We start from the raw sequence: 21,306 nt of genomic DNA, 5'->3' as shown, positions 1-21,306 counted from the left end.
AAAACGGTTAAGATCATTGTAACTTTTCACGCAAAACTTTCGTTTATACTTGAGGAGAGTTTGACGTCATGTCCGAGAAAGGGGCAGATATAAGGATGAAATGGCTTCGCAAACGGAAGCAGGCTGACGAGGTCGAGGCTAACGAGGCAACCCCAAATCTCGCAGTGCATAATCAGGACGAGACAGTTGCGAATAATGAGGCGAAATACATAGACGACAAAAAAACATCTTCAGAATGGCCTGAACGTGCGGTTCCTGTCGCTACAGATGAACCTATCCTCGAAGTTCGCGGTGTGGAACGAACCTTCCAAGTGGGCAGTGAGAAGCTTCATGTCCTGAAAGGCATCAATATGCAGGTTAACCCAGGTCAGTTGGTAATGCTGAAAGGTCGTTCCGGTTCAGGGAAAACGACTCTTCTTAACATGCTCGGCGGTCTGGACCTGCCTACAAAAGGCGAGATTTATTTTCGAGGAGAGGAGCTCTCATCTTGGAGCGATAACAAGCGCACCTTTACAAGACGCAATGATATCGGATTCATATTTCAGGCGTTTGCTTTGATGCCGTTGTTATCTGCATATGAGAATGTCGAGCTGTCGCTGCGTATGGCGAACATTCCGCGTCATTTATGGAAGGAACGCGTACAGCATTGTTTGGAATTGGTTGGTCTCGGAAAGCGAATGAAGCACCGTCCGTTCGAAATGTCCGGCGGTGAGCAGCAGCGTGTTGCGATTGCGAAGTCGATCGCGCATAAGCCTCTGTTGCTGCTTGCAGATGAACCTACAGCAGAACTTGATTCACAGATGGGTGCACAGGTCATGGGAGTATTCCGGCAAATTATACGTTCTGAGAAGATCGCAATCTGTATGACAACCCACGATCCTACAATTTTGGAGGTAGCTGATCATGTTTATGAAATGGTCGACGGAAAATTCATCTCATAAGGCAGTAGATAAAAGGAAGAAATGGCGCCGCTCCGCGCTGATATTGATGTGCGGGGTCATGATGCTTACCTCTGCATGTTCCTTGCTTCCAGATGAGGAACAAGAAGAGACGCTGCCGACAATTACGCCGCCAGCAATCTCGAAGAAGCCCGAATATGATGTTATGAAGGGCGAATGGATATCTGATGTGAAGGCAACAGGGAAGGTAATGTCGGAGCAGGAAGAGACGTTCTTCTTCACGCTTGATAATAAACCTGTCAAGGATGTAAAGGTCAAGAACGGCGACAACGTAAAGGCAGGTCAGGTATTGGCAGTACTTGATGTTGAAGAAATGCAAAGGGACCTGCGTTCGAAGCGGAGAGAGCTTCGCAAGTTGGAAGTGAAGATGAAAGAAACGCTCCGCCAGAAGGATGAGATGGATCCAATTCTATTCGAAGATGAGCAAATCGCATACGAAGAGGCTCTCGAAAAGATTGCGGAAGTAGAAAACGATATCGCAAAAGGATTGGTTACTGCTCCATTCGCTGGAACGGTCGTTAACGTCGCTGCGAAGAAAGGGAATATGACGAAGAAGTATGACCCTGTCGCGACAATCGCCAATACATCCCGATTGGTTGTTACGGTGGATGTACCGAAGGATGATTTGAAGAAAATTGCCCCTGGAATGGATGTTGAACTAAGCATTAATTCGACAGGCAAAATTTTAAAAGGAAAGGTTAAGGCGCTTCCTGCTCCTACATCAGACAAGGACAACGGAGGGAACAACAACAACAACAATCCGGGCGGGGGCAATATGCCTGAACAGGATCGGATTGATAAATATGTAACGGTGACATTGAATGATAAGCTGCCTTCTACAGTAACGCGTGGATCCATGCTTGGTGCGACCATTATTACGAAGAAACGGAGCAATGTTGTCTATATCCCGCCATCCGCACTTCGCACGCTTGGTGCTAGAACCTATGTTCAAGTCGTTGATGACAATGGAAAACGTGAGGTTGACGTGGAAATCGGTGAACAGGATGCAACGAGATTGGAAATCAAAAAAGGACTTGAGCCTGGACAGAAAGTAGTGGGTCGCTAATGGGCATTCCTTTGTTGCGGTTTCTATTCCGGAAAATGTGGAATACCCGCTGGCTTACGTTCAGCACACTTCTAGGGCTCATTGTGGCTGTATCCTTTACAGTCAGCATTCCGATGTATGCTGATGGCGCCTTGAAGCGGGTTGTCTCGAAGACATTGGAGGACAATAGTGCAGCGATGCCAGCCGGCTCGTTGTCAATCAAGTACCAGGCGACAGGTGGAACCAAGACGGATCCGAAAGAATTAAAGGAAGTTGATCGTTACATACGTGGGGATGTGAAGGCGCAGGTTGGGTTTCCAGCTCAAATCTTTGTCAATGCGCGTTCGCTCCGAGGAACAGAAGTTTACCCTGTAGATCCGAGCAAGGTTGATGCCAGCCGGGTTCGAACGATGACGCTTGGCTCTTTATCCGATTTGAACGACCGAGTAGAGTGGACACTGGGTAAGGAATATGAAGATGGCGAGCAGAATGGGACATTGCAGGTTGTCATGATGGAGGAAGCCATGTACCGCAATGATCTCCATATTGGTGACGAGCTTGAATACCCAGTAACCGGCACGGATACCGTGCTGAAGGTTAAGTTGGTAGGTACTTTTAAGCCGAAAGAAGATACGAGTGCTTATTGGTTCCAGGGCTTAGAAGGAATGATGAATTCCTTGTACGTCTCACCGGCAACGTTCGATCATTTGATGGAACAGAAAAAGCTGCCGATCTCTGTATCCAGCTGGTATTATGCGTTTGATCTGCGCGAGGTAAAGACAAGTCAGTTGTCCTCACTTAGCTCTATGCTGGAACGCTTGAATATTGATTTGTACCAGAAGCTGAAGGGAACGCAAGTGGAGATCTCCTTCGCGAAGGTATTGAATGAATTCCGCAGTCAGAGCGTACAGTTGCAAATGATGCTGTTCACGCTTGCTGCACCGATGATTGCAATGGTGTTCTATTATATTGCGATGAATGCAAGTCAATCGCTAGAGAAGCAGCAAAGTGATATTGCTGTGCTGCGAAGCCGTGGAGCAAGTACGCGGCAGATTATATGGCTTTATCTATTGGAAGGAATCATTCTCGGCTTGTTGGCTCTGGCATTGGCCCCTATATTCGGCTGGTTTATGGCGAAGTCAATAGGCTCAGCGAACGGCTTCCTGGAGTTCGTAAATCGGAAGTCTATTCCGGTAGGATTTACGACAGATGCTGTTTTGTTTGGCGTGGCTGCAGTTGTCATTGCCTTGTTCGCAAGCATTATACCAGCAGTAGTCTTCGCTCGTTCATCTATCGTGAACTTGAAGCAGAAGATGGCACGATCAGACCGCAAGCCTGTATGGCAGCGCTGGTTCCTTGATGTCCTGCTGCTGGGCTTGGCGGGTTATGGCTATTACCTGCTTAATGAGAGACAGTTGTTGACATTCCAATCAGGAGTGAGCTCTGATCAGCTGCAAGTACAGCCATTTCTATTTTTTGTGCCGGCACTCGCGATTTTTGCGTGCGGACTGTTCTTTTTACGATTGTTCCCGCTTATTCTTAAAATCGTGCAGTGGATTGGCGGAAAGCTGCTGCCAGTTCCGCTATATTTGACGCTTACGCAGTTGTCCCGTTCTGCCAAGACGTATTATCCGCTTATGATTCTGCTTATTCTTACACTTGGTCTTGGCGTATACAATGCGTCGGCAGCTCGCACGATTGACATTAACTCGACAGAACGCACCTTGTACAAATATGGTACGGATGTCATTGTCCAAACGGTATGGGAATCTGAACAAGAGATTATTAGAGATAAGGATAAAGGCAAAGGAAACAATGGAGGCGGCAATCCAGGGCAAGGTGGTGGTGGCAACCAACCGCCGAAGGCGGGCAAGACGATTTATACGGAGCCGCCGTTCGAGCTCTTCAAAAAGATGCCGGGTGTTGAAGGAGCCGCACGAGTGCTGAAGACGAAGGGGAATGTTATCATTTCCGGACGTTCAATCGGTCAAGGTGAGATTATGGGAATCGACAATGTCGACTTCTCGAAGGTTGCCTGGTTCCGTCAGGACTTGTTCCCAAACCATCCGTTCCGCTATTTGGATGCACTAGGGAAGTATACGGAATCCGCTGTGATTATCCCGAGCAATGTCGCGAAGCAGTATCAATTGAAGGAAGGCGACATCATCTCCATCGGATTTGGGGAGCAGTTGGTTGAATTCGTAATTGTTGGGGTACTCCCATATTGGCCGAGTATGTATCCAGACGAGAAACCGTTCTTTATTGCGAACTTAGATTATATTTATGATCAAGTACCAATCACACCGTATGAAGTATGGTTGAAAATGAAGGACAAAGCACCGCTAGGCCCTGTCATTACAGAACTGCAAAAGAAAGGGATAGAAATATTCAGCGTGACGGATGTACGAAGCGAGCTTGCAACACAGAGCAAGCATCCTACCCGGGGCGGCGTATTTGGCATTCTGAGTATGGGCTTCTTAATATCCGTCATTATCTCCTTGATTGGATATTTGTTGTTCTGGTTCTTTAACTTGACAAGACGTGTGCTTCAGTTCGGGATTTTGCGCGCAATGGGGTTGTCGCGCAGACAACTAACCGGTATGCTGCTGCTGGAACAGCTATTTACAGCAGGGCTTTCTATCCTGCTTGGCATTTTGCTTGGGAAGGTGGCGAGCCGCTTGTTCCTGCCATTCCTACAGACGGCAGAAAGCTCCAAGATGCAGGTGCCGCCATTCCGGATTGTATTTGAATCACGAGATACGATCCAACTGTACATCGTCGTTGGCGTGATGATCTTTACTGGGGCGACCTTGTTGTTCATGCATATTCGTCGTCTACGTGTCCATCAAGCCGTGAAGATGGGAGAGGAGCGTTAATCGGTGATACATTGTGAAGGGCTAGTTAAAATTTTCAAAACAGATGATATTGAAGTTGTTGCCTTGCAAGGGCTGAACTTGTCTGTTAAGCAAGGCGAGCTGATGGCGATTATCGGCAACAGCGGCAGCGGGAAATCGACACTTCTGAACATACTCGGCGGGTTGGATCGGCCATCCGCCGGCTCCGTTCAGGTAGGGAAGTGGGATCTGCTTAAAATTTCGGATAAAGAGCTTGTTGAATACAAGCGGGATACTGTCGGATTTATCTGGCAGAACAATGCGCGCAACTTGCTTCCTTATTTGACAGCGTTGGAGAATGTTGAAGTGCCAATGATGCTGGCCGGCAAGATGGATCGCAAATATGCGAAGGAACTGCTTGAATGGGTTGGGCTAAGTCATCGCATGCACAATAAGCTGCAACAGCTATCAGGCGGTGAGCAGCAGCGGGTGGCCATTGCGATTTCACTTGCGAATCGTCCACAAATGCTGCTTGCCGACGAACCTACTGGATCTGTGGATACGCAGACATCAGATATGATCATGAATATTTTCCGCCGTATGAGTAGGGAATTAGGGGTAACAGTGGTCATCGTAACCCATGATTTGTCGCTTGCAGGGAAGGTGGATCGTGTCGTTGCCATACGTGACGGCTTAACTAGCACAGAATTCATCAAGCGTAATCCGAATTTGGATGCTGGTGGAGGTGAGGAAGGATTCGGGCTTCAGGATCATCATGAAGCCTACGTGGTAGTTGATCGAGTCGGTCGATTGCAAGTGCCAAAGGAGTATTTGGAAGCTCTCGATATTCAAGACAAGGCATCTATGGAATTAGACGGAGACAAAATTATTATCCGCACACCTAAGGAATTGGAGGAGTAACCAGATGAAAAAAAACTGGGTACGTAAATTATTGACGATTACACTGGTATTGACGATGATTATCCCAATGCTGGCTGCTTGTACGAACAAAGATGAGGTTGTTCCAGGACAAGAGCGAGTATTGCGTATTGGAATGCAGTATGGAGGATACGACGACACCTATTTCCGTCAGCAATGGACTGATACATTTGAAATTACACATAAAGGAATCCGTATTGAGCTTGTTCCAGCACTTGATGGTGCAGATATGCGTTATGATAATTCCGGAGATCCGAAGAAACAGCCGGATCGCTATGAAGCGATGAAAAAACTGCTGAATTCTGCTAATCCAGTTGACATCATCGTCACGGATTCGTTCCAGTTCCGTAAGCTCGTGGAAGATGGAATGTTGAAGCAGCTTGATCCGCTTGTACAGAAGGACAGTATTGATTTGTCCGACTTTGTCCCAACGGTTATTGATGGGATAAAAGCAATGGGAGACAACAGCTTGTATGGTCTTGCGCCTACATTCTCCTCGAATGCACTGTTCTTCAACAAGAAGCTCTTCAGTGATGCAGGCATTGCACCGCCGACTGATAATATGACATGGGATCAAGTATTTACGCTCGCGGCTAACCTATCGAAAGGTGACGGAGCAGATCGCAAATATGGTTTCAGCTTCAATCGTTATAATGGCTCCGATGTGTTTAGCGATATGATGAACTTATATATTCCGCCATTAAATCTTCGTATGTTCGATGAAAAAGGCGAGAAGATGACGGTAAACACGCCGCAATGGGAAAAAGTATGGACAACGGTAAGTGATCTGGCGATCAAGAAAATCGTCCCACCTGCCAACAGTACTGAAATGCCTGTTCAAACGCCGGAAAATGAAAATCCGTTCGGACATGATAACTTCCTGTCCGGGAAGGTTGCTATGGCGATCGGAGACTATAATTACATTAATACGGAATTGTCAGATGCCATGAAGAATGCTGACAAAATCAAAGGCTTTACGAAGTTTGATTGGGATGTTGTAACCATTCCGTCACATCCAGAATCTCCTGGAGTATCTGGCGGTTCTCAGCTGTATAATATTTTTGCAATCAATCAAAAAGCAGCTAACCCAGACGATGCTTGGGAATTCATGAAGTTTATTAATAGTGAAGATTGGGCTAAGCTTCGTTCCCGCAGCAGTTGGGAAATGGTATCTCGTCAAAAGTACATTAAGCCTAAGGATGGCACTAACATTAACGTAAGTGCGTTCTACAAAACAAAGCCGGTTCCTCCTACAAAGACAGATATGGAGAAGTTCATGATGGACGGAAGCTACTGGCAGATCAATCAGCTTGGTACGGAGTTGATGCAACAAGTGATCGAGAAGAAGAAATCCGTTTCGGATGCCTTGAAGGAATGGGAAACAAAAGGGAACCAAATTTTAATTCAAGCGAAAAAGAATCCGAACGGTAATGATACTCCTCCAGGAAACGTATACAAGGGCTAATCATCGTAATGCAGGAAGAATCGGTGGCTCCAAGTGAGCTTGCCGGTTCTTTTTTGCACGATTGGGGAATAGTAGGGGGAAGGGGAGGATGCTGATGACAAGAAAAGGGTGATAAAGTGCATTGGGTCTATTGGGGCAAGTTGTACGATTCCAGATTTCAAGCTCGTTGTTTGCAGCAGCGGCTTGAGCATGATGCTTGGATTTATGGATATGAGGCAATGAAGGAGATTGAAGTATATCGATCACGTAGAGGAAAATACGGGGTGCGATTTCTTCCTTAGCCCATTATGTACAATAAATTCAAACTATTTTAATTTTTCTCTTGACTGAACATATGCAACTATTGTATAGTAATACTTGTCGCTGCTGAAGAAGTTCAGCTGTTGAATCATATCGCGGGGTGGAGCAGTCTGGTAGCTCGTCGGGCTCATAACCCGAAGGTCGTAGGTTCAAATCCTGCCCCCGCAACCAAACCTCATGAAATTGCAATGGTGAGGGCCCTTAGCTCAGTTGGTTAGAGCGGTCGGCTCATAACCGATTGGTCGGGGGTTCGAGTCCCTCAGGGCCCACCAATTCTAATTTCATAGATACATAGTTTTGTAAAGTGCATCTTTCATCATCAGTTCTAGCAGTTTGCTAGATTTGCATGAGATAGGTGTTTTTTTATTATTTAGGATCTAAGGAAGCCCACTTTGCAACGTTTCGCGGAGGGCTTCCTTTTTTGTGTCGCTATTTTCTTTTTTGCAACGCATCGTAGGCATCGAGGACATTTTGAAGTGCGGTTTTTTCTTTTTTTGTTATCGTACGGTCATCATAATAGGTATCGCCTTCATGGCGAATGATGGTTTTCTTTGATTTAATAATGGCGCGAATCATTGAGATATCTGATTCAGATGGAGAGACGTCGGCCCATTCCCAGATTCGGGTATTATTATCTCGGATGATCTCATCGCTATTTGGGTAGATGGTATAGGTCTTATCATCGACTTTCAGTGTGTATTTCTCGATGAACAGCCAATTTTCAGCTTCGTATTGAATACGCAACCGCAGCCAAGATATATTTGCTTCTTCCCCTATATATAAGAAGAAACTGTTCTCATTCGCATAGTGAGGTGAAGTTTTGTCATAATACCAGGTAATACTTTTGACTTCATCTACACTTTTTCTCATCTTAGATAGTGCTTGCGCCAAGCGCTTTTCTTCCGCCGCTTGTTTACGTTTTTTCTCCAACTGCTCGGCCTCGATCTTCTTACGCTCTTTTTCTTCAATTTGCGAAATCAATGTTTTGGCGATGCCTGCTTCCTTGCTTCCGGGATGTTTCATCATTAAAGCATTTAGTTTGTCCTTTGCGTTGCCTAATGCCCCTTTAGTAAGACTATCCTTCGCTCCGGCAAGCATGCGGTCAGCTCCATTTTTGATATCATCGATTTCTTTCTTTAACTCGTTAATTGTACCTTTCAATTGTGTATTTTCCTGTTGCAGATTTCTTACTTTAGCGGTCAGGTTCTCGTTCGCAGATACCACATCGTCATATGAGGATTGCGAGATGCTAGAACAGCCTGAAAGGAGTAAGAAAGAAACACATAGTAGGGTAGTCATTCGCTTCACTGCCCGGATCCTCCTAGATGGTAGTAGTTCTATTGTACGACAAATGCCAAATATTCCAATGAAAATAATGGTAACAAAGTTGGTGTGGAGATAATTCAATAGGAGGAAAAAGGCCAGATGATGAATGTTCAATTGCGAACATTCACATTGATAAATTTAGTGTTGACATCATATGAAGGCGTATGATATATTATATCTTGTCGGTTGCGATGTACAGTGTTTTGAAGCGAAAGTGGATGAGCAGCCTGTAGTGCGCAATGATGCAGCATATTGAACCACATGACGATGTGGCAAATATGCCGGGGTGGCGGAATTGGCAGACGCACAGGACTTAAAATCCTGCGGTAGGTGACTACCGTACCGGTTCGATCCCGGTCCTCGGCACCACGTATTGATGATGAGAACTCCTTTCCTGTTCAAGCCTTGAACAAGTGAGGAGTTTTTTGCTTTATACTCTTTTTTAATATGAAATGTGAAATGATTTGAGGATTACATAATAATCGTAATAGACTGATAGATACCAACATGGAAGGGGAATGTACAGTGGGAATGCATGTACAGAATGATTGGGCGGAATTGCTTCATGAGGAAGTTAGACAGCCATATTTCAAGCAGCTGTGGGGCTGGCTTCGAGAAGAATACGAGTGTGCAGTCATTTATCCGCCATATGAACTTATATTTTCTGCGTTGAATGCGACGTCCTATGCGGATACGAAGATTGTCATCGTTGGGCAAGATCCTTATCATGGGCCAGGACAAGCTCATGGATTAAGCTTTTCCGTTCAACCGGGTGTTAAGCTGCCGCCTTCACTTCAGAACATGTTCAAAGAGGGCGCAGCAGATGTTGGTCTGAAGATGCCGAACAACGGAAGCTTGCTGCACTGGGCCAAGCAAGGCGTCCTTATGCTTAACACAGTACTGACCGTCGAACAAGGACAAGCAGCATCACATCGGGGGAAGGGCTGGGAGAAGTTCACCGATCGTATCATTCAATTGTTGAATGAAAGAGATCGCCCAATCATATTTGTTCTATGGGGAAGCCATGCACAAGCGAAGGCGAGCATGATTGATTTGTCAAAGCATTATATTGTACAAGCGCCGCATCCAAGTCCATTGTCTGCACATCGTGGGTTCTTTGGGAGCAAGCCGTACTCGAAAATTAATAATAAGCTGCGCGAATGGGGCGAGCAGGAGATCGACTGGCAAGTCCCTAATATCTAAATAAGGAATAGGCGTCATCGTGAACTGCTTTCATGGAATAGTAAGTTGTTGTATGCTTGTAAGAAGGTGTGAGCGATAACTGTGAAAGTGGTTCATGTGGCTGCCGATCATTTTGGAAAAGTTAGCTCTAGTAATTGACATGGTAATATATTGATGTTATATTAAATTTGTTAATAAACATGATCTGTTAGCTCAGCTGGGAGAGCACCATCTTGACAGGGTGGGGGTCAGTGGTTCGAGCCCACTACAGATCACCATACTTTTAACATCAAAAGCCTTGATTCTCAAGGCTTTTTCTATTTCTATTCCTTTGAACAGTGCAAACCTGCAGCAGAATCCTCTTTGCTCAATGAAAGTGATGCGACAGATGATACAAAACCACTATATTTGTCAACATCATGCATTAAGAAAAATAAGATCAATGATATAGTTTAATATAACTCATTCACTGCCTATTTTCATTGATTTCTCTGAGGTGATCAAGTCCGTCATGCCTTGTTTGCAGGGGAAGCGAGTGTGTGTGCCTCCAAATATATATTATTACAAGACCAAGCATCTTTCATTCGTATCTAACGGGTGATGGATGCTTTTTTATTTTGTTCGTAATTGCAAGAACTAAACTTGCAACTGCTTTCATATAGTGAAGGTATAACGAATGTTTCGCTATTGAATGGGGACAAGCGGAGGAGGTTGGGTTATGGGAGCCGAATTGAGTGTATGGATAATCGGTGTGTTCGGGATCGTAGCGGTTGTCTGTTGGTTTTTATCCAAGCTTCTCATCTTTGATAGTACAAAGCATGATGAGCAATTTGTATGGCTTCGCTCAGTTGAAGAGGATACCAGCAAGAAGGAATGAAGTCATGAGCAAGGGCATGAGATGTTTAAGGGATTAACTTTACGGTGAGAATAGGGGCTATATCGTGAAGTTATTAGTGTTGTTAGCGGGGGTAGCAGCATGCGTAGACGATGGAACGTAATAGGCGTGGTAATGTTGGCCGGAATCATCACGGGCGTCCTGCTTGTTGGGCTTAGTATGAACGCTGTCGACGCAAGTCGCTTCTATCCTGGGATTGATCCTGTAGAGAAGAAGATACCGATCTATGAGGATGTGTATGGCAAGCCAATTATTGAGGAAGTGTATGAGCCCTAGAGTATAACCATACAAGTGGCCGACAGCCCTAGAGATCCTAAGGATCTCCAGGGCTGTTTTCTTCATAAATGTCGTTCATTATGCTTCATTAATCTGTGTTGGATGAATGATTGGGCTGCCTAGCTGTGCTGTCTATAGGCTCTTCTGCATCCCATTTACGTGCGTAGGCTTTCTTCGTCACGTAGAGAAGCAGAAGCACCATGCCTACTACCATGACAACAACTGCGATTACTGTAGCCAGTATCGGATCCATCGTGTACCCCCTTGCTAATGTAAGCGTGTCCGTTATTGCAACTATACATGAAATTCATTTTTTTGTATAATATAAATTCGTTTGCAGCAGCTAAGATATTATACATAATCGCTGTTGCAACATTTCATTCGGAGGTGATCGGGAGTGGCTGCTGAAATCATTGAGGTTAAGACACAGGAACAATTGGACGAGTGTATTGCGATACGAAAGGAAGTATTCGTTGCTGAGCAACATGTACCGGAAGAAGAAGAATGTGACGAGTACGATAACTTGGATGCTCCGGCCTTTCACGTCCTGCTGATGTCAGACGGACAGTACGCTGCAACAGGACGAGTGAAGCTGTTGGATGAATTCACTGCTAAGATGCAGCGTATTGCAGTAAGAAAGCCATTCCGCGGGAAAGGGATTGGAAGAGTTTTAATGGTAGGTCTGGAGCAAATCGCCCGGAAACACGGTGTGGAGAAATGCGTGCTGGACGGTCAGTGCCAAGCGGAAGGGTTCTATCATTCTTTAGGGTATGAGACAGTGTCAGAGGAGCCATTCTTGGATGCGGGTATTCCTCATATTCGCATGGAGAAGAAGCTGTAATTCGTTGTACCGATTTTCGGTTCATAAAAGTTGTGGGTTATGGACACTCTACCTAACAAACGCATCTAATGTAGGATGTATATAGTTAGGAGGATGATGTTCGCATGTCACAGCGAGAATCCATTGTAGCTGTTCAGAAGAATGGGGACGGGGATCTAACGGCGTTCCAAACGAATACAGGCCGAATCTTAAATTACGAGCAGGCTCTTCAAGCCGTGCAAAATGGAGAAATTGCGGGTGTGAATGCCTTCAAGGGAAGAGACGGCGGTACTTATCTTCGTGGAGATGCTGATGGTGATCCTAGCAACAATCTGGATAATTTGCCGACTTTCCAATAACGGTATAGAAGACATAACGAAAGAGCACTTGCAGCGGCCAAATTGGGTCGTTGTAAAGTGCTCTTTGGTGTATTATTCGATTGTATAGAGCTGGTGTTGATCGACAAAGGACATGGCGCCAGTATGCCCTTCGTACTGCGGCCGTCCATCTCCATAGTGCATGAGGAAGGTAAGCTTCTGCAGTGTATCTGGAAGCGTCAAGAGCTCTGCCAATGTCGCATGAACCTCTCCATTCCCACCTAATTGACAGTCATGGAAGATGGTGGTTACTCCACGCTGTTCAACTAAGTGGTGAAGCAGTTCCGGCTGGAACTGCATATCAGCGCTGTAGAAAAAATGATTGTTGATAAGAAGAGAGAAGCTGCGCTTGCCTTCAATATGTGGAGTCTCTAATAATTCGACGGTAAGACCCGCTGCAATGTCATATGGCTGCCCTGGCTCTATTGCATGTACATCGAATACATCCTCTAAGCAGCTTATTCCCTCTTGGGTTAGTCCACCCTTTAATGTATGCTCCCATAATACGGATACGAGTGGAGAAGCTATGTACAGTTTTGGCTTACGTCCATATTTGAACTTCATCTGGAAGGCCAATTCTTCTAATCCCCCAACATGATCAGCATGAATATGAGAGATAAGAACACCATCGATGTCAGAGAATGACTTATTCAAATGGTGTAGAGCCATCGGTGCCGTAATTCCACAATCGATGAGCAGTGTGAATCCACCAGAGTAAAGTAATCCGTTGTTATTGAAGTATGATTTGGCAAATGCACTGCCTGTCCCTAACATTTGTATGTGAAGGTTCATCTTCATCCTCCTATTGGCTGACAAGGCTAGAATTACGCCTATACTGTACCATGTCTGGGATAAATGCACAAGCAAGGCAGCGCAATCTGCATAATGTGCAATAATCAGGTTCGGCCGGAAGCGGCAGGCAACGTGAAATGCACATGAAGCGGGTGAAGGGCATGACGAAGGGGAAGGGCAAAAAGAAGACGAGTTTACAGCCTGGTCGTGAACAGTTCACGATGAAAATAGTAACTTCAGATCGGTGTGAAGTGTGTAAGACACCCTGCATGCGCGGGATGGATTATGTGGAGCGGATGTCTCAGCCAGGCGCAGTTGGAAATGGCGTTCCCTGTATATTAACCCGTACCAAACTGGGCGGCTAATTGTCTCTACCCTACAATAGGGTACATGTTCCCGGGGTGATAACATGTCTGTTGCACACCCAATCATTTCCCGGGACATAATGGATTTCCGGATCGCGCGAATCACTTACAATCGTCTTACCTATTGAACAATGGGGGGATCGTGATGCAGTTGGAGATTGTATGGAAGGGAAATGAGCATACCAATTCGAGTGATCGCAAGGGGGAGATCCCTGCAATTATTGTGAATCATATTTCTGCTCAGAGCTTAACGAGTCTAGATGCATGGTACACATGTCCTGACAACAAGATTTCTTCAGCTCATTTTGCAGTGTCCAAGAATGGGACAATTCATCAATATGTATCCATTGAGCGAATGGCATTCTCACAAGGACTAGAAGGAGAACGAATTGCCTTAGCGCCTGCTTTTGTTGTACGTGAAAAAGGAATGAATCCTAATCGATATGCGGTATCAATCGAGCATGAAGGAATGGACGGGCTGCTGACAGACGAACAGTATCAGGCATGTCTTCGTTTGCATCGTTATATACAACGATATGTAATGGAGAAGTGGGGACATTGGATCTCCTTGGATTATGAACATGTGTTGGGACATTTTCAGATCGATGCCATAAGAAAAGCGAACTGTCCAGGCCCTAACTTTCCATGGAGCCGGTTATATGAGGATTTGCGGCATATGAAGGAAGGGTGAGAGCATTGCTGGGATACCACAAGTTTTTGCGGGCGAAATAGTTCATGGCTTTGTTCATGATAGTATGAATGCACATGAGAGTTATTTGCGAATTAGGCGCAACTCTAAAGCATGATTGGAGTATAACTTTACAACAAAGAAATTTGGGGGTAACGAGATGAAATGCAGGAGACTTGCAGCATTCGTTCTGCTTGGTTCTATTGTGGGTGGAGCGTATGCATCGGCACAGACAGATGTCGCACCTAGTTCTGCGCAAGCCGCTCCAGTGGCTGAGAAGATTGATGTTGTTCTGAATGGGAATGCGGTAAATGAAGGCGGGTATATGATAGATGGACGTGCTTATTTGTCTGTACGACAAATACAAGAAGCACTTCAGGCATTTATATTCTGGGATGATGCCAATAAGAAGGTTGTAATTGACAAGCCTAATGTGGACTTGCTGCTGTTCAAGGACAATAAAACATTTGGCAAAGTCGAGACGGGGAAGACCTCCTTTACAGTATTCGTCCAAGTTGACAGTTTGCAGTCGACAGTTGATGCGATCAAGATTACGATCACAGATCCGAAAGGGAAGACAACGGAGCTTCAGGAATCGAGTGTTCCAACAAATGAAGATAATTTCTGGTTCCGTACGAATGAGCATAAGTATGATTTCAAGGCCAAGGGCGACTATATGATCTCTTGTTATTTGAGACAGAAGAATGGTGAATTCACCCTTATATCGCAGAAAAAGTTGCCTGCAATATCTAAACTTTAGCTTTTGGTTATTATACATACTGAAGCGAGTAGGCGTTCGTTGACCTCTTTCGCAGAAAGTGGTACGATACGTGAGTATAACCACTACCTGAACATAAAGGAGATTTACTCATGAGCGAACATAACCATGATTGCGGATGTGGACACGATCATGATCACGACCACGATCACGATCATGAATTGATTATTACAATGGTAGACGAAGACGGCAACGAAATCGACATGACGATGGTCGAGACGTTCAACGTCGACGAGCAGCTATATGCACTTCTTCTCCAACGCAACGATCCAGAAGCGGACGGCATTATCGTACGTCTGGAAGAGCAAGGCGAAGAAATGGCAATGCTTCCTATCGAAGATGACGCTGAGTGGGAACGCGTACAGCAAGCATACAACGAATTGGTAGCTGAGCAAGGCGAGTAATTCATTCGCTCTGCCAATATACAGGTATGGAACAAGCTCCGGAGAATTCCGGGGCTTGTTCTTTTTTAGAGCATGATTCCGTTCGGAGCGGATCAATTGGGATATTCTTATAGATGCTCTTATTTGCGTGGATTGTAATACATAATTCTACCGTTGAACAGCGTAAGTTCCGCTTTCCACTTTTTCGCCAAATATTTGCACAACTCGTTCCCTTTGGCCTTGTCTCCGTGAGTGGCATCGTCAGGCAGAACCATTTGGACGTAGCGGCGGGAATCCTCTTTCTCGCCAACACCAAATACGATATGTCGATATAATGGATTGGAACCTTTTAAATAGAACCATTCCTGCTCTTGCCCGGGCTTTGTTTCAATTGTATATGGAAAGGCAGCCTCGGCATAATCCCAGCCTAATTGTTCTCCGGTTAATTGGGTTTGTTCCCGGTAATGGAGAAGTTGGCCCTTCAATTCATCTAATGTAATGGACGCAACCTCCGAACCATCGACAAACGTAATGAATGCGCTTTGACTCATCGAATCTATCCTCCCCTTGGGACATCTTCTACTTATAGCACGAATCGCTTACATCATACCATTTGACTGAATGTGATGGCAATATTTACATGGAATGAAAGTTCGAATCTTGTTCTAGGAACGCGATTTATGTTATACTCGATCGTATAACCATTAAATGGTTTGTGTTCTTGGAAAAGGATATCCCGAGGAGGTGTGCGATGTTTGACCATTTGTATGAAGTTTCGGAGCAAGCAAATGTTACCTTTGTCGGTTGGGCCACAGAACAGATTCGTTATGATTTCGCACTCATTTATTCCGATCATTTTATCGGCAAGACATTAGTTGTATGTATGCAGACTGGTCGCTCGACATTATTATGCGCGGATGATTTGCGTCCAGAAATTCTCCAAGTCAAATTCAATTTGCCTCATGCTGAGGCGGCAAGTGAAGCGGCGCAGCTGTTGCTTACGCGAATACATCCACTCGAGGTGCAGGATCAATACTGAATGATCCTGCAGAGAATGAATACAGGGTGCCCCATATCGGGGCACCCTGTATTGTGTATTAGAAGATCGCGCGTTCCTCACGAATAACCTTAACAAATTCAATATTGCGATCTTCTGGTCCCTTGACCGGAAGCCCAATATCGACGTGATCACGAATATAGTTGATGTTTTCTTGCGAGATGACTTCGCCTGGAAGCAAGATCGGAATGCCAGGCGGATAAACGTATATAAATTCTGCAATAATTCGTCCTGCAGACTCCTTAAAAGGTATGACCTCAGTATCCGCATAGAAGGCATCGCGCGGTATGAGGGACAACTGCGGAATCTCCGGAATTTTGACGACGAGCTCCTGTACTTCATTGCGTTCATGGTGAAGACTGGACAAGTCGCGCAATGCGCGGAGCAGAATGTTGATCGTCTCCTTGGAGTCGCCCGGCGTGACGAGACAGAGAATATTGTACATATCGCTCAGTTCGACTTCGATGTTGTAGTGCTCCCGCAGCCAGTTCTCCGTTTCATAACCGGTTATCCCCAAATGGCGGACATGAATGGTCAGTTTCGTCGGATCATAGCTGTAAGTCGCTTCTCCGCCGAGAATCTCTTCGCCAAAACAGTACAGGCTAGGAATTTCATTAATTTGCTGGCGGGCAAATTCGGCCAGCTCAATGGTGTGTTCCGCCATTTCATGACCGTTAAGAGCCAAGTTGCGACGGGATGTATCCAAAGATGCCAGCAATATATAGGAAGTGGAAGTCGTTGTCAGCATGCTGAATATGGTTTGTACACGCTGATGATTCACGAGTCCATTTTTCGTATTTACATTAAGCACAGAACTCTGGGTTAGGGAACCGCCCAGCTTATGCACACTTGTCGCAGCCATATCGGCACCGGCCTGCATGGCTGACATCGGCAGCTTTTCGTGGAAATGAATAAGAACACCATGTGCTTCATCAACAAGTACAGGAATATCGTAAGAATGTGCTAAGTCGACAATCTCCTTCAAGTTCGCGCAAATCCCAAAGTACGTTGGATTAATGACGAGCACTGCTTTCGTATCTGGGTGTTTCTCCAAGGCTCTGCGTACCGAGCTGGTTGTGATGCCGTGATCGATTCCTAAATTCGCATCGCGCGCTGGCGAGACGAATACAGGCTTTGCACCGGCGAAAATAATGGCGGACATGATCGATTTATGAACATTGCGTGGAACCAGGATTTTATCTCCTGGAGAGCATACGGACATAATCATTGTCATGATTGCGCTGCTTGTGCCTTGTACGCTGAAGAGCGTATAATCGGCACCTAGTGCGTCAGCAGCAAGTTGCTGCGCCTCGGCGATGACGCTCGTAGGCTGGTGCAAGTCATCAAGCGGAGCAATGTTAATCAGATCTATAGAGAGCGCCTGATCTCCGATAAAGCTTCGGAATTCTGCATCTGTCCCTGCGCCTTTTTTATGACCTGGAATGTGGAACTGCACCGGATTATTGGAGGCATGTTCCGTAAGTGCGGTAAATAAGGGCGTCCGATGATGGTTCATCGCCGTATCACAACCTTTCATGTTGGCAATCTACTAAGCTGCGCATGGCGTGTCCTGCGCAAACAAGGTTTAGTTTAACAAAAACGACCCGGAATGCAAGATCTTTTTCCTCTATAGTAAGGGGGGGAGCATGAATAAGTATTCGCACTTTATTCATTTTCGTTTCAAGGTATGGTGTGATAGGATGTACATATCGGAGGGAATTGTCATGAAAAAGAAAATGTCCGTTGTCATGTTCATGCTGATGATGGTGTTCATTGGCTTCGGTATCGTGATTCCGGTTCTGCCTCGAATGATAACGAATGCAGGCGCCAATGAATTTCATTTGGGGCTTATGCTCTCGATCTATTCATTAATTGCGTTCGTGGTGTCTCCAATATGGGGAGCATTGTCGGAGAAGGTTGGTCGGCGTCCCATCATCCTTATCGGGACTCTCGGGTTCAGTATAAGTTATCTGCTGTTCGGATTAGCGAATGGTGAGCTTTGGATGATGTATGTTTCCCGCGCATTGGGAGGCATCTTCTCTGGTGCTGTAGCTTCAGTTATTGTTGCCTACGTCGCCGATATCACGACACCTGAGCAACGCACGAAGGGTATGGCCTTTGTTGGAATGTCGATTGGGCTAGGTTTTACATTTGGGCCAGCCTTTGGCGGTATTTTAAGCAGATACGGTTATAATACGCCCTTTTTTGCAGCTTCAGCATTGACATTTATCACATGCGTGCTAGGCTTCGTATTACTTAAGGAATCGCTGACTCCTGAGGAGCGCAAGGGAAGCCTCGAATCGGCTCCTTCACGCTGGACAGCCTTTACGGGACGAATGAAGTATTTGTATGTATTGTCCTTCTTTGTTACCTTTACGCTGGCAGGATTGGAAGCGACACTATTGTATTTTGAAGCAGCTAGAATCCCAGGAATTACAGAGGAGCAGATCGGATACATGTTCTTCTTCTGTGGCCTTTCAGGTGCGCTTGTTCAAGGTGGGGTTGTAAGACGCTACATCAAGAGTGGAGGAGAGAAGAAGGCGATTGCGGTAGGTCTGATTATATCTGCTGCAGGATTTTTGCTGCTCTTGTTGTCCTCAAGTGTTGTCGACGCAACCATTTACTTATGCGTGTTCGGTATCGGCAATGCCTTGATCCGCCCGTGTGTAACTTCATTGATCACACAGAAGACGACGGTTAGCCAGGGTGTTGCTTCAGGTTTGAATTCTTCGATGGACAGCTTTGGCCGTATTACAGGGCCGCTGCTTGCCACGGGTCTGTTCGGATGGAACATGAATCTTCCTTACATAATCGGAGCAGTCTTATGTGTTGCTGCGATTTGGCTTCTCATCCGCTTTGCTGTGCTGGATCGAAATCAGACGGCCGCGAACACAACTGCATAAACAAGAACATGTGCAAAAACTGCGCTTGGCGATTGCTGGTTACGTAATCGCTGAGCGCAGTTTTTTGTTGAGTGTCACTATATGACGTTGTATGTGCGTGTTCAAAAAGGTCGGTTTTCAGCACCGAGAAAGTTGGATGAAGCTAGGGCCTGAGGAGCGGAGCGTACGTTTTGGGTACGTGAGCACCGGAAGGCCCGGCTGAATTCAAGTTTCGATGCCGAGTCCACTTCATGATTTACTTCGTGATCAAAAGTGGACTTTTTGAACAACCTCTATATGACGTTAATTAAGCTTCGACAGCCAACCGGTACAGTGGCATTAACGTCGTGAACGTCTGCCTAGCAAGCTCCATAAAGGCCTCACCGTTCTGCAGCAGTGGATCATTCATCGGAACGTGGCGTCCAACCAGCCATTCTGCCGACTTGATATCCCGGAAGCGGGTAAGCTTGTCGGCCATCTCCATCTCACTCAGATCTCCGATTTGGTCGGCGTCTTTCTTCATATGATCCATGGACAATACATAATTATTAGGGATGATGCTTCTAAGTTGTTTTTGGTCATCAAGCATCGCCTGCGCAATGTTGCGCTTGTTCGCCACCTCATAAATGAAAGCCAGCCAAATAAAGACATGATCATCGAACAAGCCAACCTGGAAATGGGGAAGGGATTTGTATCCGCGTTTGTTCGGCCCAATGGCAAGCCATGTATCCTTCGGCGGATTAACCGTACGACGAGCATGCTTCGCAATATGGAGGAACATTTCAATTCCGCTTTGCATCGCTACATCACTAATTAGCTGTTCTCCAATGGTGCGGAATTTCGGTTGAATACGATCACGAATGGCCTCCATACGGGCATCAAGCCCCTCAATTGTAAAGGTTTCAAAATCTGAAGGAGAAAATCCAGAAAACGTCATTCATCTCTTCCTTTCTAAGCTGTTGTCATCTATACACGAGCTGGTACAGAAGTTATCGAAACTCACTTACTTACTCGCTCGGGAATTTAAACATCAAGTAATCCGTGCATGTTGCCTGTGTCGAACAAGCAGTCACCCACTCAGTATATCATAATATATTGAGAATGTTTATCAAATTATAATTATTATATTTTGATGGAACAAGCCTCTTGTTTGGAAATCCAGTCAATAATCCAAGTTGATGAATCATATGATGGAGTATACGACAAGGTAAGGAGGGATTGCCGTGAATCGCAGCGACGAGGTGGAATACTGCAACCTGGAGCTACGCTTTGACCGTCGGCAAATCCAGAACCTCATCCGTGATCTTATACAAGAAGGTTATTCCTTGTATTGGAGTGAAAATGAATCGCTATTTATCGTATCTATCCGAACAGGAAGGAAGTTGGTCAAACTTCGGTTCCAACGTATGGAGCAGCGCTACAAAATTGTCGGCGACTATACGATTCGGGATGAGAAGCTGGCTGACTTTATGGAAAAACTGATCGGCGATTCACGCGGGCATGCGGTCGTCAAACGGTTCAAAGATAGACAGATTTTTATCGAGAATATTTTGTTCGGCGAACGAATTCGTCTGGTTGAGGTCATAGGGCCGAAGCAGCGCGTATTGTATCAGAAGAGGCCTATTGTAACTACTGAGGAGATGATGCAGGCATTCTTATCCAATCGGGCAGAGCAGCGTATGCGTGTGCTGCGGCTCGAAATGGATTATGTGCTCGCGGAGCTGTTTGAGGCGATGAATGAGCAAAAAATAGCTGTTATAGAGAGATGCAAAGAGAAGCTGAATGAGCTTCGTTCCGAGATGATTCAGCTGGAATGGTAATTGTTATTCATGGTTTAATCACCCTCCCATCCGCCAAATGTATGGATGAATTGCAAGGGCGAGATGGTTGCAGGGTGTTTTGCTGTGCTGTACAATAAGCGTAATGCAAACTATATAAATTTA

General features: G+C 45.6%; 23 protein-coding genes and 4 tRNA genes. 21 read left to right on the top strand and 6 right to left on the bottom strand.

From position 1 onward, the window contains the following. Positions 1-68 precede the first annotated feature (68 nt). The 7 genes from RQP50_RS11825 (at position 69) to RQP50_RS11795 (ending at position 7,814) form a co-directional block, all read left to right on the top strand. Complete coding sequence (locus RQP50_RS11825; RefSeq protein ID WP_021256726.1) at positions 69-941, top strand: ABC transporter ATP-binding protein; 873 nt, start codon at positions 69-71, stop codon at positions 939-941. Continuing rightward, on the top strand, positions 904-2,025 hold the full coding sequence (locus tag RQP50_RS11820; RefSeq protein ID WP_021256725.1) for an efflux RND transporter periplasmic adaptor subunit: 1,122 nt from the start codon (positions 904-906) through the stop codon (positions 2,023-2,025). Before RQP50_RS11825 ends, RQP50_RS11820 begins: the two co-directional genes overlap by 38 nt. After that, the gene (locus RQP50_RS11815; RefSeq protein WP_315745602.1) at positions 2,025-4,880 is read left to right on the top strand and encodes an FtsX-like permease family protein; all 2,856 of its coding nucleotides are present in this window, start codon (positions 2,025-2,027) and stop codon (positions 4,878-4,880) included. Before RQP50_RS11820 ends, RQP50_RS11815 begins: the two co-directional genes overlap by 1 nt. Positions 4,881-4,883: 3 nt before the next feature. Continuing rightward, on the top strand, positions 4,884-5,759 hold the full coding sequence (locus tag RQP50_RS11810) for an ABC transporter ATP-binding protein (protein ID WP_021256723.1): 876 nt from the start codon (positions 4,884-4,886) through the stop codon (positions 5,757-5,759). Positions 5,760-5,763: 4 nt separating this feature from the next. Then, on the top strand, positions 5,764-7,242 hold the full coding sequence (locus RQP50_RS11805) for an ABC transporter substrate-binding protein (protein ID WP_315745601.1): 1,479 nt from the start codon (positions 5,764-5,766) through the stop codon (positions 7,240-7,242). Positions 7,243-7,636: 394 nt separating this feature from the next. Beyond that, a tRNA-Met gene (locus RQP50_RS11800) sits at positions 7,637-7,713 on the top strand. 24 nt (positions 7,714-7,737) lie between these two features. Continuing rightward, positions 7,738-7,814, top strand: a tRNA-Ile gene (locus tag RQP50_RS11795). Positions 7,815-7,971: 157 nt separating this feature from the next. Here RQP50_RS11795 and RQP50_RS11790 read toward each other — a convergent pair. After that, positions 7,972-8,850 carry a hypothetical protein gene (locus RQP50_RS11790; protein ID WP_315745600.1) on the bottom strand — a complete coding sequence of 293 codons (879 nt, stop codon included), beginning with the start codon at positions 8,848-8,850 and terminating at the stop codon, positions 7,972-7,974. Between the two features lie 298 nt (positions 8,851-9,148). Here RQP50_RS11790 and RQP50_RS11785 point away from each other — a divergent pair. The 5 genes from RQP50_RS11785 to RQP50_RS11765 all read left to right on the top strand — a co-directional run bounded on the left by RQP50_RS11785 (position 9,149) and on the right by RQP50_RS11765 (position 11,221). Continuing rightward, a tRNA-Leu gene (locus tag RQP50_RS11785) sits at positions 9,149-9,237 on the top strand. Between the two features lie 162 nt (positions 9,238-9,399). Then, the gene (locus tag RQP50_RS11780; RefSeq protein ID WP_394358393.1) at positions 9,400-10,071 is read left to right on the top strand and encodes a uracil-DNA glycosylase; all 672 of its coding nucleotides are present in this window, start codon (positions 9,400-9,402) and stop codon (positions 10,069-10,071) included. A 181-nt stretch (positions 10,072-10,252) separates the two neighbouring features. Next, a tRNA-Val gene (locus tag RQP50_RS11775) sits at positions 10,253-10,328 on the top strand. A 440-nt stretch (positions 10,329-10,768) separates the two neighbouring features. Continuing rightward, the gene (locus RQP50_RS11770) at positions 10,769-10,927 is read left to right on the top strand and encodes a hypothetical protein (RefSeq protein WP_161627341.1); all 159 of its coding nucleotides are present in this window, start codon (positions 10,769-10,771) and stop codon (positions 10,925-10,927) included. A gap of 99 nt (positions 10,928-11,026) precedes the next feature. Beyond that, a complete protein-coding gene (locus tag RQP50_RS11765) occupies positions 11,027-11,221 on the top strand; it encodes a hypothetical protein (RefSeq protein ID WP_021256718.1) in 195 nt (64 codons plus the stop codon). A gap of 88 nt (positions 11,222-11,309) precedes the next feature. Here the strand turns inward: RQP50_RS11765 and RQP50_RS11760 are convergent, their stop codons facing one another. Beyond that, positions 11,310-11,474: a hypothetical protein gene (locus tag RQP50_RS11760; protein ID WP_162833935.1), complete on the bottom strand. Its 165-nt coding sequence runs from the start codon at positions 11,472-11,474 to the stop codon at positions 11,310-11,312. 144 nt (positions 11,475-11,618) lie between these two features. Here RQP50_RS11760 and RQP50_RS11755 point away from each other — a divergent pair, with 144 nt between their 5' ends. Then, complete coding sequence (locus RQP50_RS11755; RefSeq protein ID WP_021256717.1) at positions 11,619-12,062, top strand: GNAT family N-acetyltransferase; 444 nt, start codon at positions 11,619-11,621, stop codon at positions 12,060-12,062. Between the two features lie 104 nt (positions 12,063-12,166). Next, entirely contained in the window at positions 12,167-12,400 is a 234-nt protein-coding gene (locus tag RQP50_RS11750) for a DUF3892 domain-containing protein (RefSeq protein WP_021256716.1), read from the top strand. 72 nt (positions 12,401-12,472) lie between these two features. On the opposite strand, the gene RQP50_RS11745 is transcribed toward RQP50_RS11750, so the two are convergent. After that, positions 12,473-13,210 (bottom strand): MBL fold metallo-hydrolase, encoded by a 738-nt coding sequence (locus RQP50_RS11745; RefSeq protein WP_315745598.1) that lies wholly within the window; start codon positions 13,208-13,210, stop codon positions 12,473-12,475. Positions 13,211-13,371: 161 nt separating this feature from the next. On the opposite strand from RQP50_RS11745, the gene RQP50_RS11740 reads away from it, so the two are divergent. The 4 genes from RQP50_RS11740 to RQP50_RS11725 all read left to right on the top strand — a co-directional run bounded on the left by RQP50_RS11740 (position 13,372) and on the right by RQP50_RS11725 (position 15,445). Continuing rightward, positions 13,372-13,575: a hypothetical protein gene (locus RQP50_RS11740; protein WP_315745753.1), complete on the top strand. Its 204-nt coding sequence runs from the start codon at positions 13,372-13,374 to the stop codon at positions 13,573-13,575. Positions 13,576-13,720: 145 nt separating this feature from the next. Continuing rightward, positions 13,721-14,266, top strand: coding sequence for an N-acetylmuramoyl-L-alanine amidase (locus RQP50_RS11735; protein ID WP_072728848.1), 546 nt, complete (start codon positions 13,721-13,723; stop codon positions 14,264-14,266). Positions 14,267-14,423: 157 nt separating this feature from the next. Beyond that, a complete protein-coding gene (locus tag RQP50_RS11730) occupies positions 14,424-15,023 on the top strand; it encodes a stalk domain-containing protein (protein WP_021256712.1) in 600 nt (199 codons plus the stop codon). Between the two features lie 110 nt (positions 15,024-15,133). Continuing rightward, positions 15,134-15,445 (top strand): DUF1292 domain-containing protein, encoded by a 312-nt coding sequence (locus RQP50_RS11725; protein WP_021256711.1) that lies wholly within the window; start codon positions 15,134-15,136, stop codon positions 15,443-15,445. 119 nt (positions 15,446-15,564) lie between these two features. Here RQP50_RS11725 and RQP50_RS11720 read toward each other — a convergent pair whose 3' ends face one another. After that, positions 15,565-15,975 (bottom strand): DUF1885 family protein, encoded by a 411-nt coding sequence (locus RQP50_RS11720; protein WP_065290247.1) that lies wholly within the window; start codon positions 15,973-15,975, stop codon positions 15,565-15,567. Between the two features lie 200 nt (positions 15,976-16,175). On the opposite strand from RQP50_RS11720, the gene RQP50_RS11715 reads away from it, so the two are divergent. Further along, the gene (locus RQP50_RS11715) at positions 16,176-16,463 is read left to right on the top strand and encodes a DUF3055 domain-containing protein (protein WP_021256709.1); all 288 of its coding nucleotides are present in this window, start codon (positions 16,176-16,178) and stop codon (positions 16,461-16,463) included. 58 nt (positions 16,464-16,521) lie between these two features. Here RQP50_RS11715 and RQP50_RS11710 read toward each other — a convergent pair whose 3' ends face one another. Then, positions 16,522-17,997, bottom strand: coding sequence for an aminotransferase class I/II-fold pyridoxal phosphate-dependent enzyme (locus tag RQP50_RS11710; RefSeq protein ID WP_065290248.1), 1,476 nt, complete (start codon positions 17,995-17,997; stop codon positions 16,522-16,524). A gap of 208 nt (positions 17,998-18,205) precedes the next feature. On the opposite strand from RQP50_RS11710, the gene RQP50_RS11705 reads away from it, so the two are divergent. Further along, positions 18,206-19,384 (top strand): MFS transporter, encoded by a 1,179-nt coding sequence (locus tag RQP50_RS11705; RefSeq protein WP_072728847.1) that lies wholly within the window; start codon positions 18,206-18,208, stop codon positions 19,382-19,384. Positions 19,385-19,670: 286 nt separating this feature from the next. Here the strand turns inward: RQP50_RS11705 and RQP50_RS11700 are convergent, their stop codons facing one another. Then, a complete protein-coding gene (locus RQP50_RS11700) occupies positions 19,671-20,300 on the bottom strand; it encodes a YktB family protein (RefSeq protein WP_315745597.1) in 630 nt (209 codons plus the stop codon). 286 nt (positions 20,301-20,586) lie between these two features. On the opposite strand from RQP50_RS11700, the gene RQP50_RS11695 reads away from it, so the two are divergent. After that, positions 20,587-21,183 (top strand): hypothetical protein, encoded by a 597-nt coding sequence (locus tag RQP50_RS11695; protein WP_021256705.1) that lies wholly within the window; start codon positions 20,587-20,589, stop codon positions 21,181-21,183. Positions 21,184-21,306 lie beyond the last annotated feature (123 nt).

This window comes from Paenibacillus suaedae (assembly GCF_032337355.1).
GTDB classification, from domain to species: Bacteria; Bacillota; Bacilli; order Paenibacillales; family Paenibacillaceae; genus Paenibacillus_B; species Paenibacillus_B suaedae.
This window is presented reverse-complemented; position numbering and strand designations above follow the sequence as displayed.

Excerpts from the sequence above, each read along its gene's own strand:
- RQP50_RS11825 (WP_021256726.1), top strand. The coding sequence starts at position 69 with ATGTCCGAGAAAGGGGCAGATATAAGGATGAAATGGCTTCGCAAACGG.
- RQP50_RS11820 (WP_021256725.1), top strand. The coding sequence starts at position 904 with ATGTTTATGAAATGGTCGACGGAAAATTCATCTCATAAGGCAGTAGAT.
- RQP50_RS11815 (WP_315745602.1), top strand. The coding sequence starts at position 2,025 with ATGGGCATTCCTTTGTTGCGGTTTCTATTCCGGAAAATGTGGAATACC.
- RQP50_RS11805 (WP_315745601.1), top strand. The coding sequence starts at position 5,764 with ATGAAAAAAAACTGGGTACGTAAATTATTGACGATTACACTGGTATTG.
- RQP50_RS11780 (WP_394358393.1), top strand. The coding sequence starts at position 9,400 with ATGCATGTACAGAATGATTGGGCGGAATTGCTTCATGAGGAAGTTAGA.
- RQP50_RS11770 (WP_161627341.1), top strand. The coding sequence starts at position 10,769 with ATGGGAGCCGAATTGAGTGTATGGATAATCGGTGTGTTCGGGATCGTA.
- RQP50_RS11765 (WP_021256718.1), top strand. The coding sequence starts at position 11,027 with ATGCGTAGACGATGGAACGTAATAGGCGTGGTAATGTTGGCCGGAATC.
- RQP50_RS11760 (WP_162833935.1), bottom strand. The coding sequence starts at position 11,474 with ATGGATCCGATACTGGCTACAGTAATCGCAGTTGTTGTCATGGTAGTA.
- RQP50_RS11750 (WP_021256716.1), top strand. The coding sequence starts at position 12,167 with ATGTCACAGCGAGAATCCATTGTAGCTGTTCAGAAGAATGGGGACGGG.
- RQP50_RS11745 (WP_315745598.1), bottom strand. The coding sequence starts at position 13,210 with ATGAACCTTCACATACAAATGTTAGGGACAGGCAGTGCATTTGCCAAA.
- RQP50_RS11740 (WP_315745753.1), top strand. The coding sequence starts at position 13,372 with ATGACGAAGGGGAAGGGCAAAAAGAAGACGAGTTTACAGCCTGGTCGT.
- RQP50_RS11735 (WP_072728848.1), top strand. The coding sequence starts at position 13,721 with ATGCAGTTGGAGATTGTATGGAAGGGAAATGAGCATACCAATTCGAGT.
- RQP50_RS11730 (WP_021256712.1), top strand. The coding sequence starts at position 14,424 with ATGAAATGCAGGAGACTTGCAGCATTCGTTCTGCTTGGTTCTATTGTG.
- RQP50_RS11725 (WP_021256711.1), top strand. The coding sequence starts at position 15,134 with ATGAGCGAACATAACCATGATTGCGGATGTGGACACGATCATGATCAC.
- RQP50_RS11720 (WP_065290247.1), bottom strand. The coding sequence starts at position 15,975 with ATGAGTCAAAGCGCATTCATTACGTTTGTCGATGGTTCGGAGGTTGCG.
- RQP50_RS11715 (WP_021256709.1), top strand. The coding sequence starts at position 16,176 with ATGTTTGACCATTTGTATGAAGTTTCGGAGCAAGCAAATGTTACCTTT.
- RQP50_RS11710 (WP_065290248.1), bottom strand. The coding sequence starts at position 17,997 with ATGAACCATCATCGGACGCCCTTATTTACCGCACTTACGGAACATGCC.
- RQP50_RS11705 (WP_072728847.1), top strand. The coding sequence starts at position 18,206 with ATGAAAAAGAAAATGTCCGTTGTCATGTTCATGCTGATGATGGTGTTC.
- RQP50_RS11700 (WP_315745597.1), bottom strand. The coding sequence starts at position 20,300 with ATGACGTTTTCTGGATTTTCTCCTTCAGATTTTGAAACCTTTACAATT.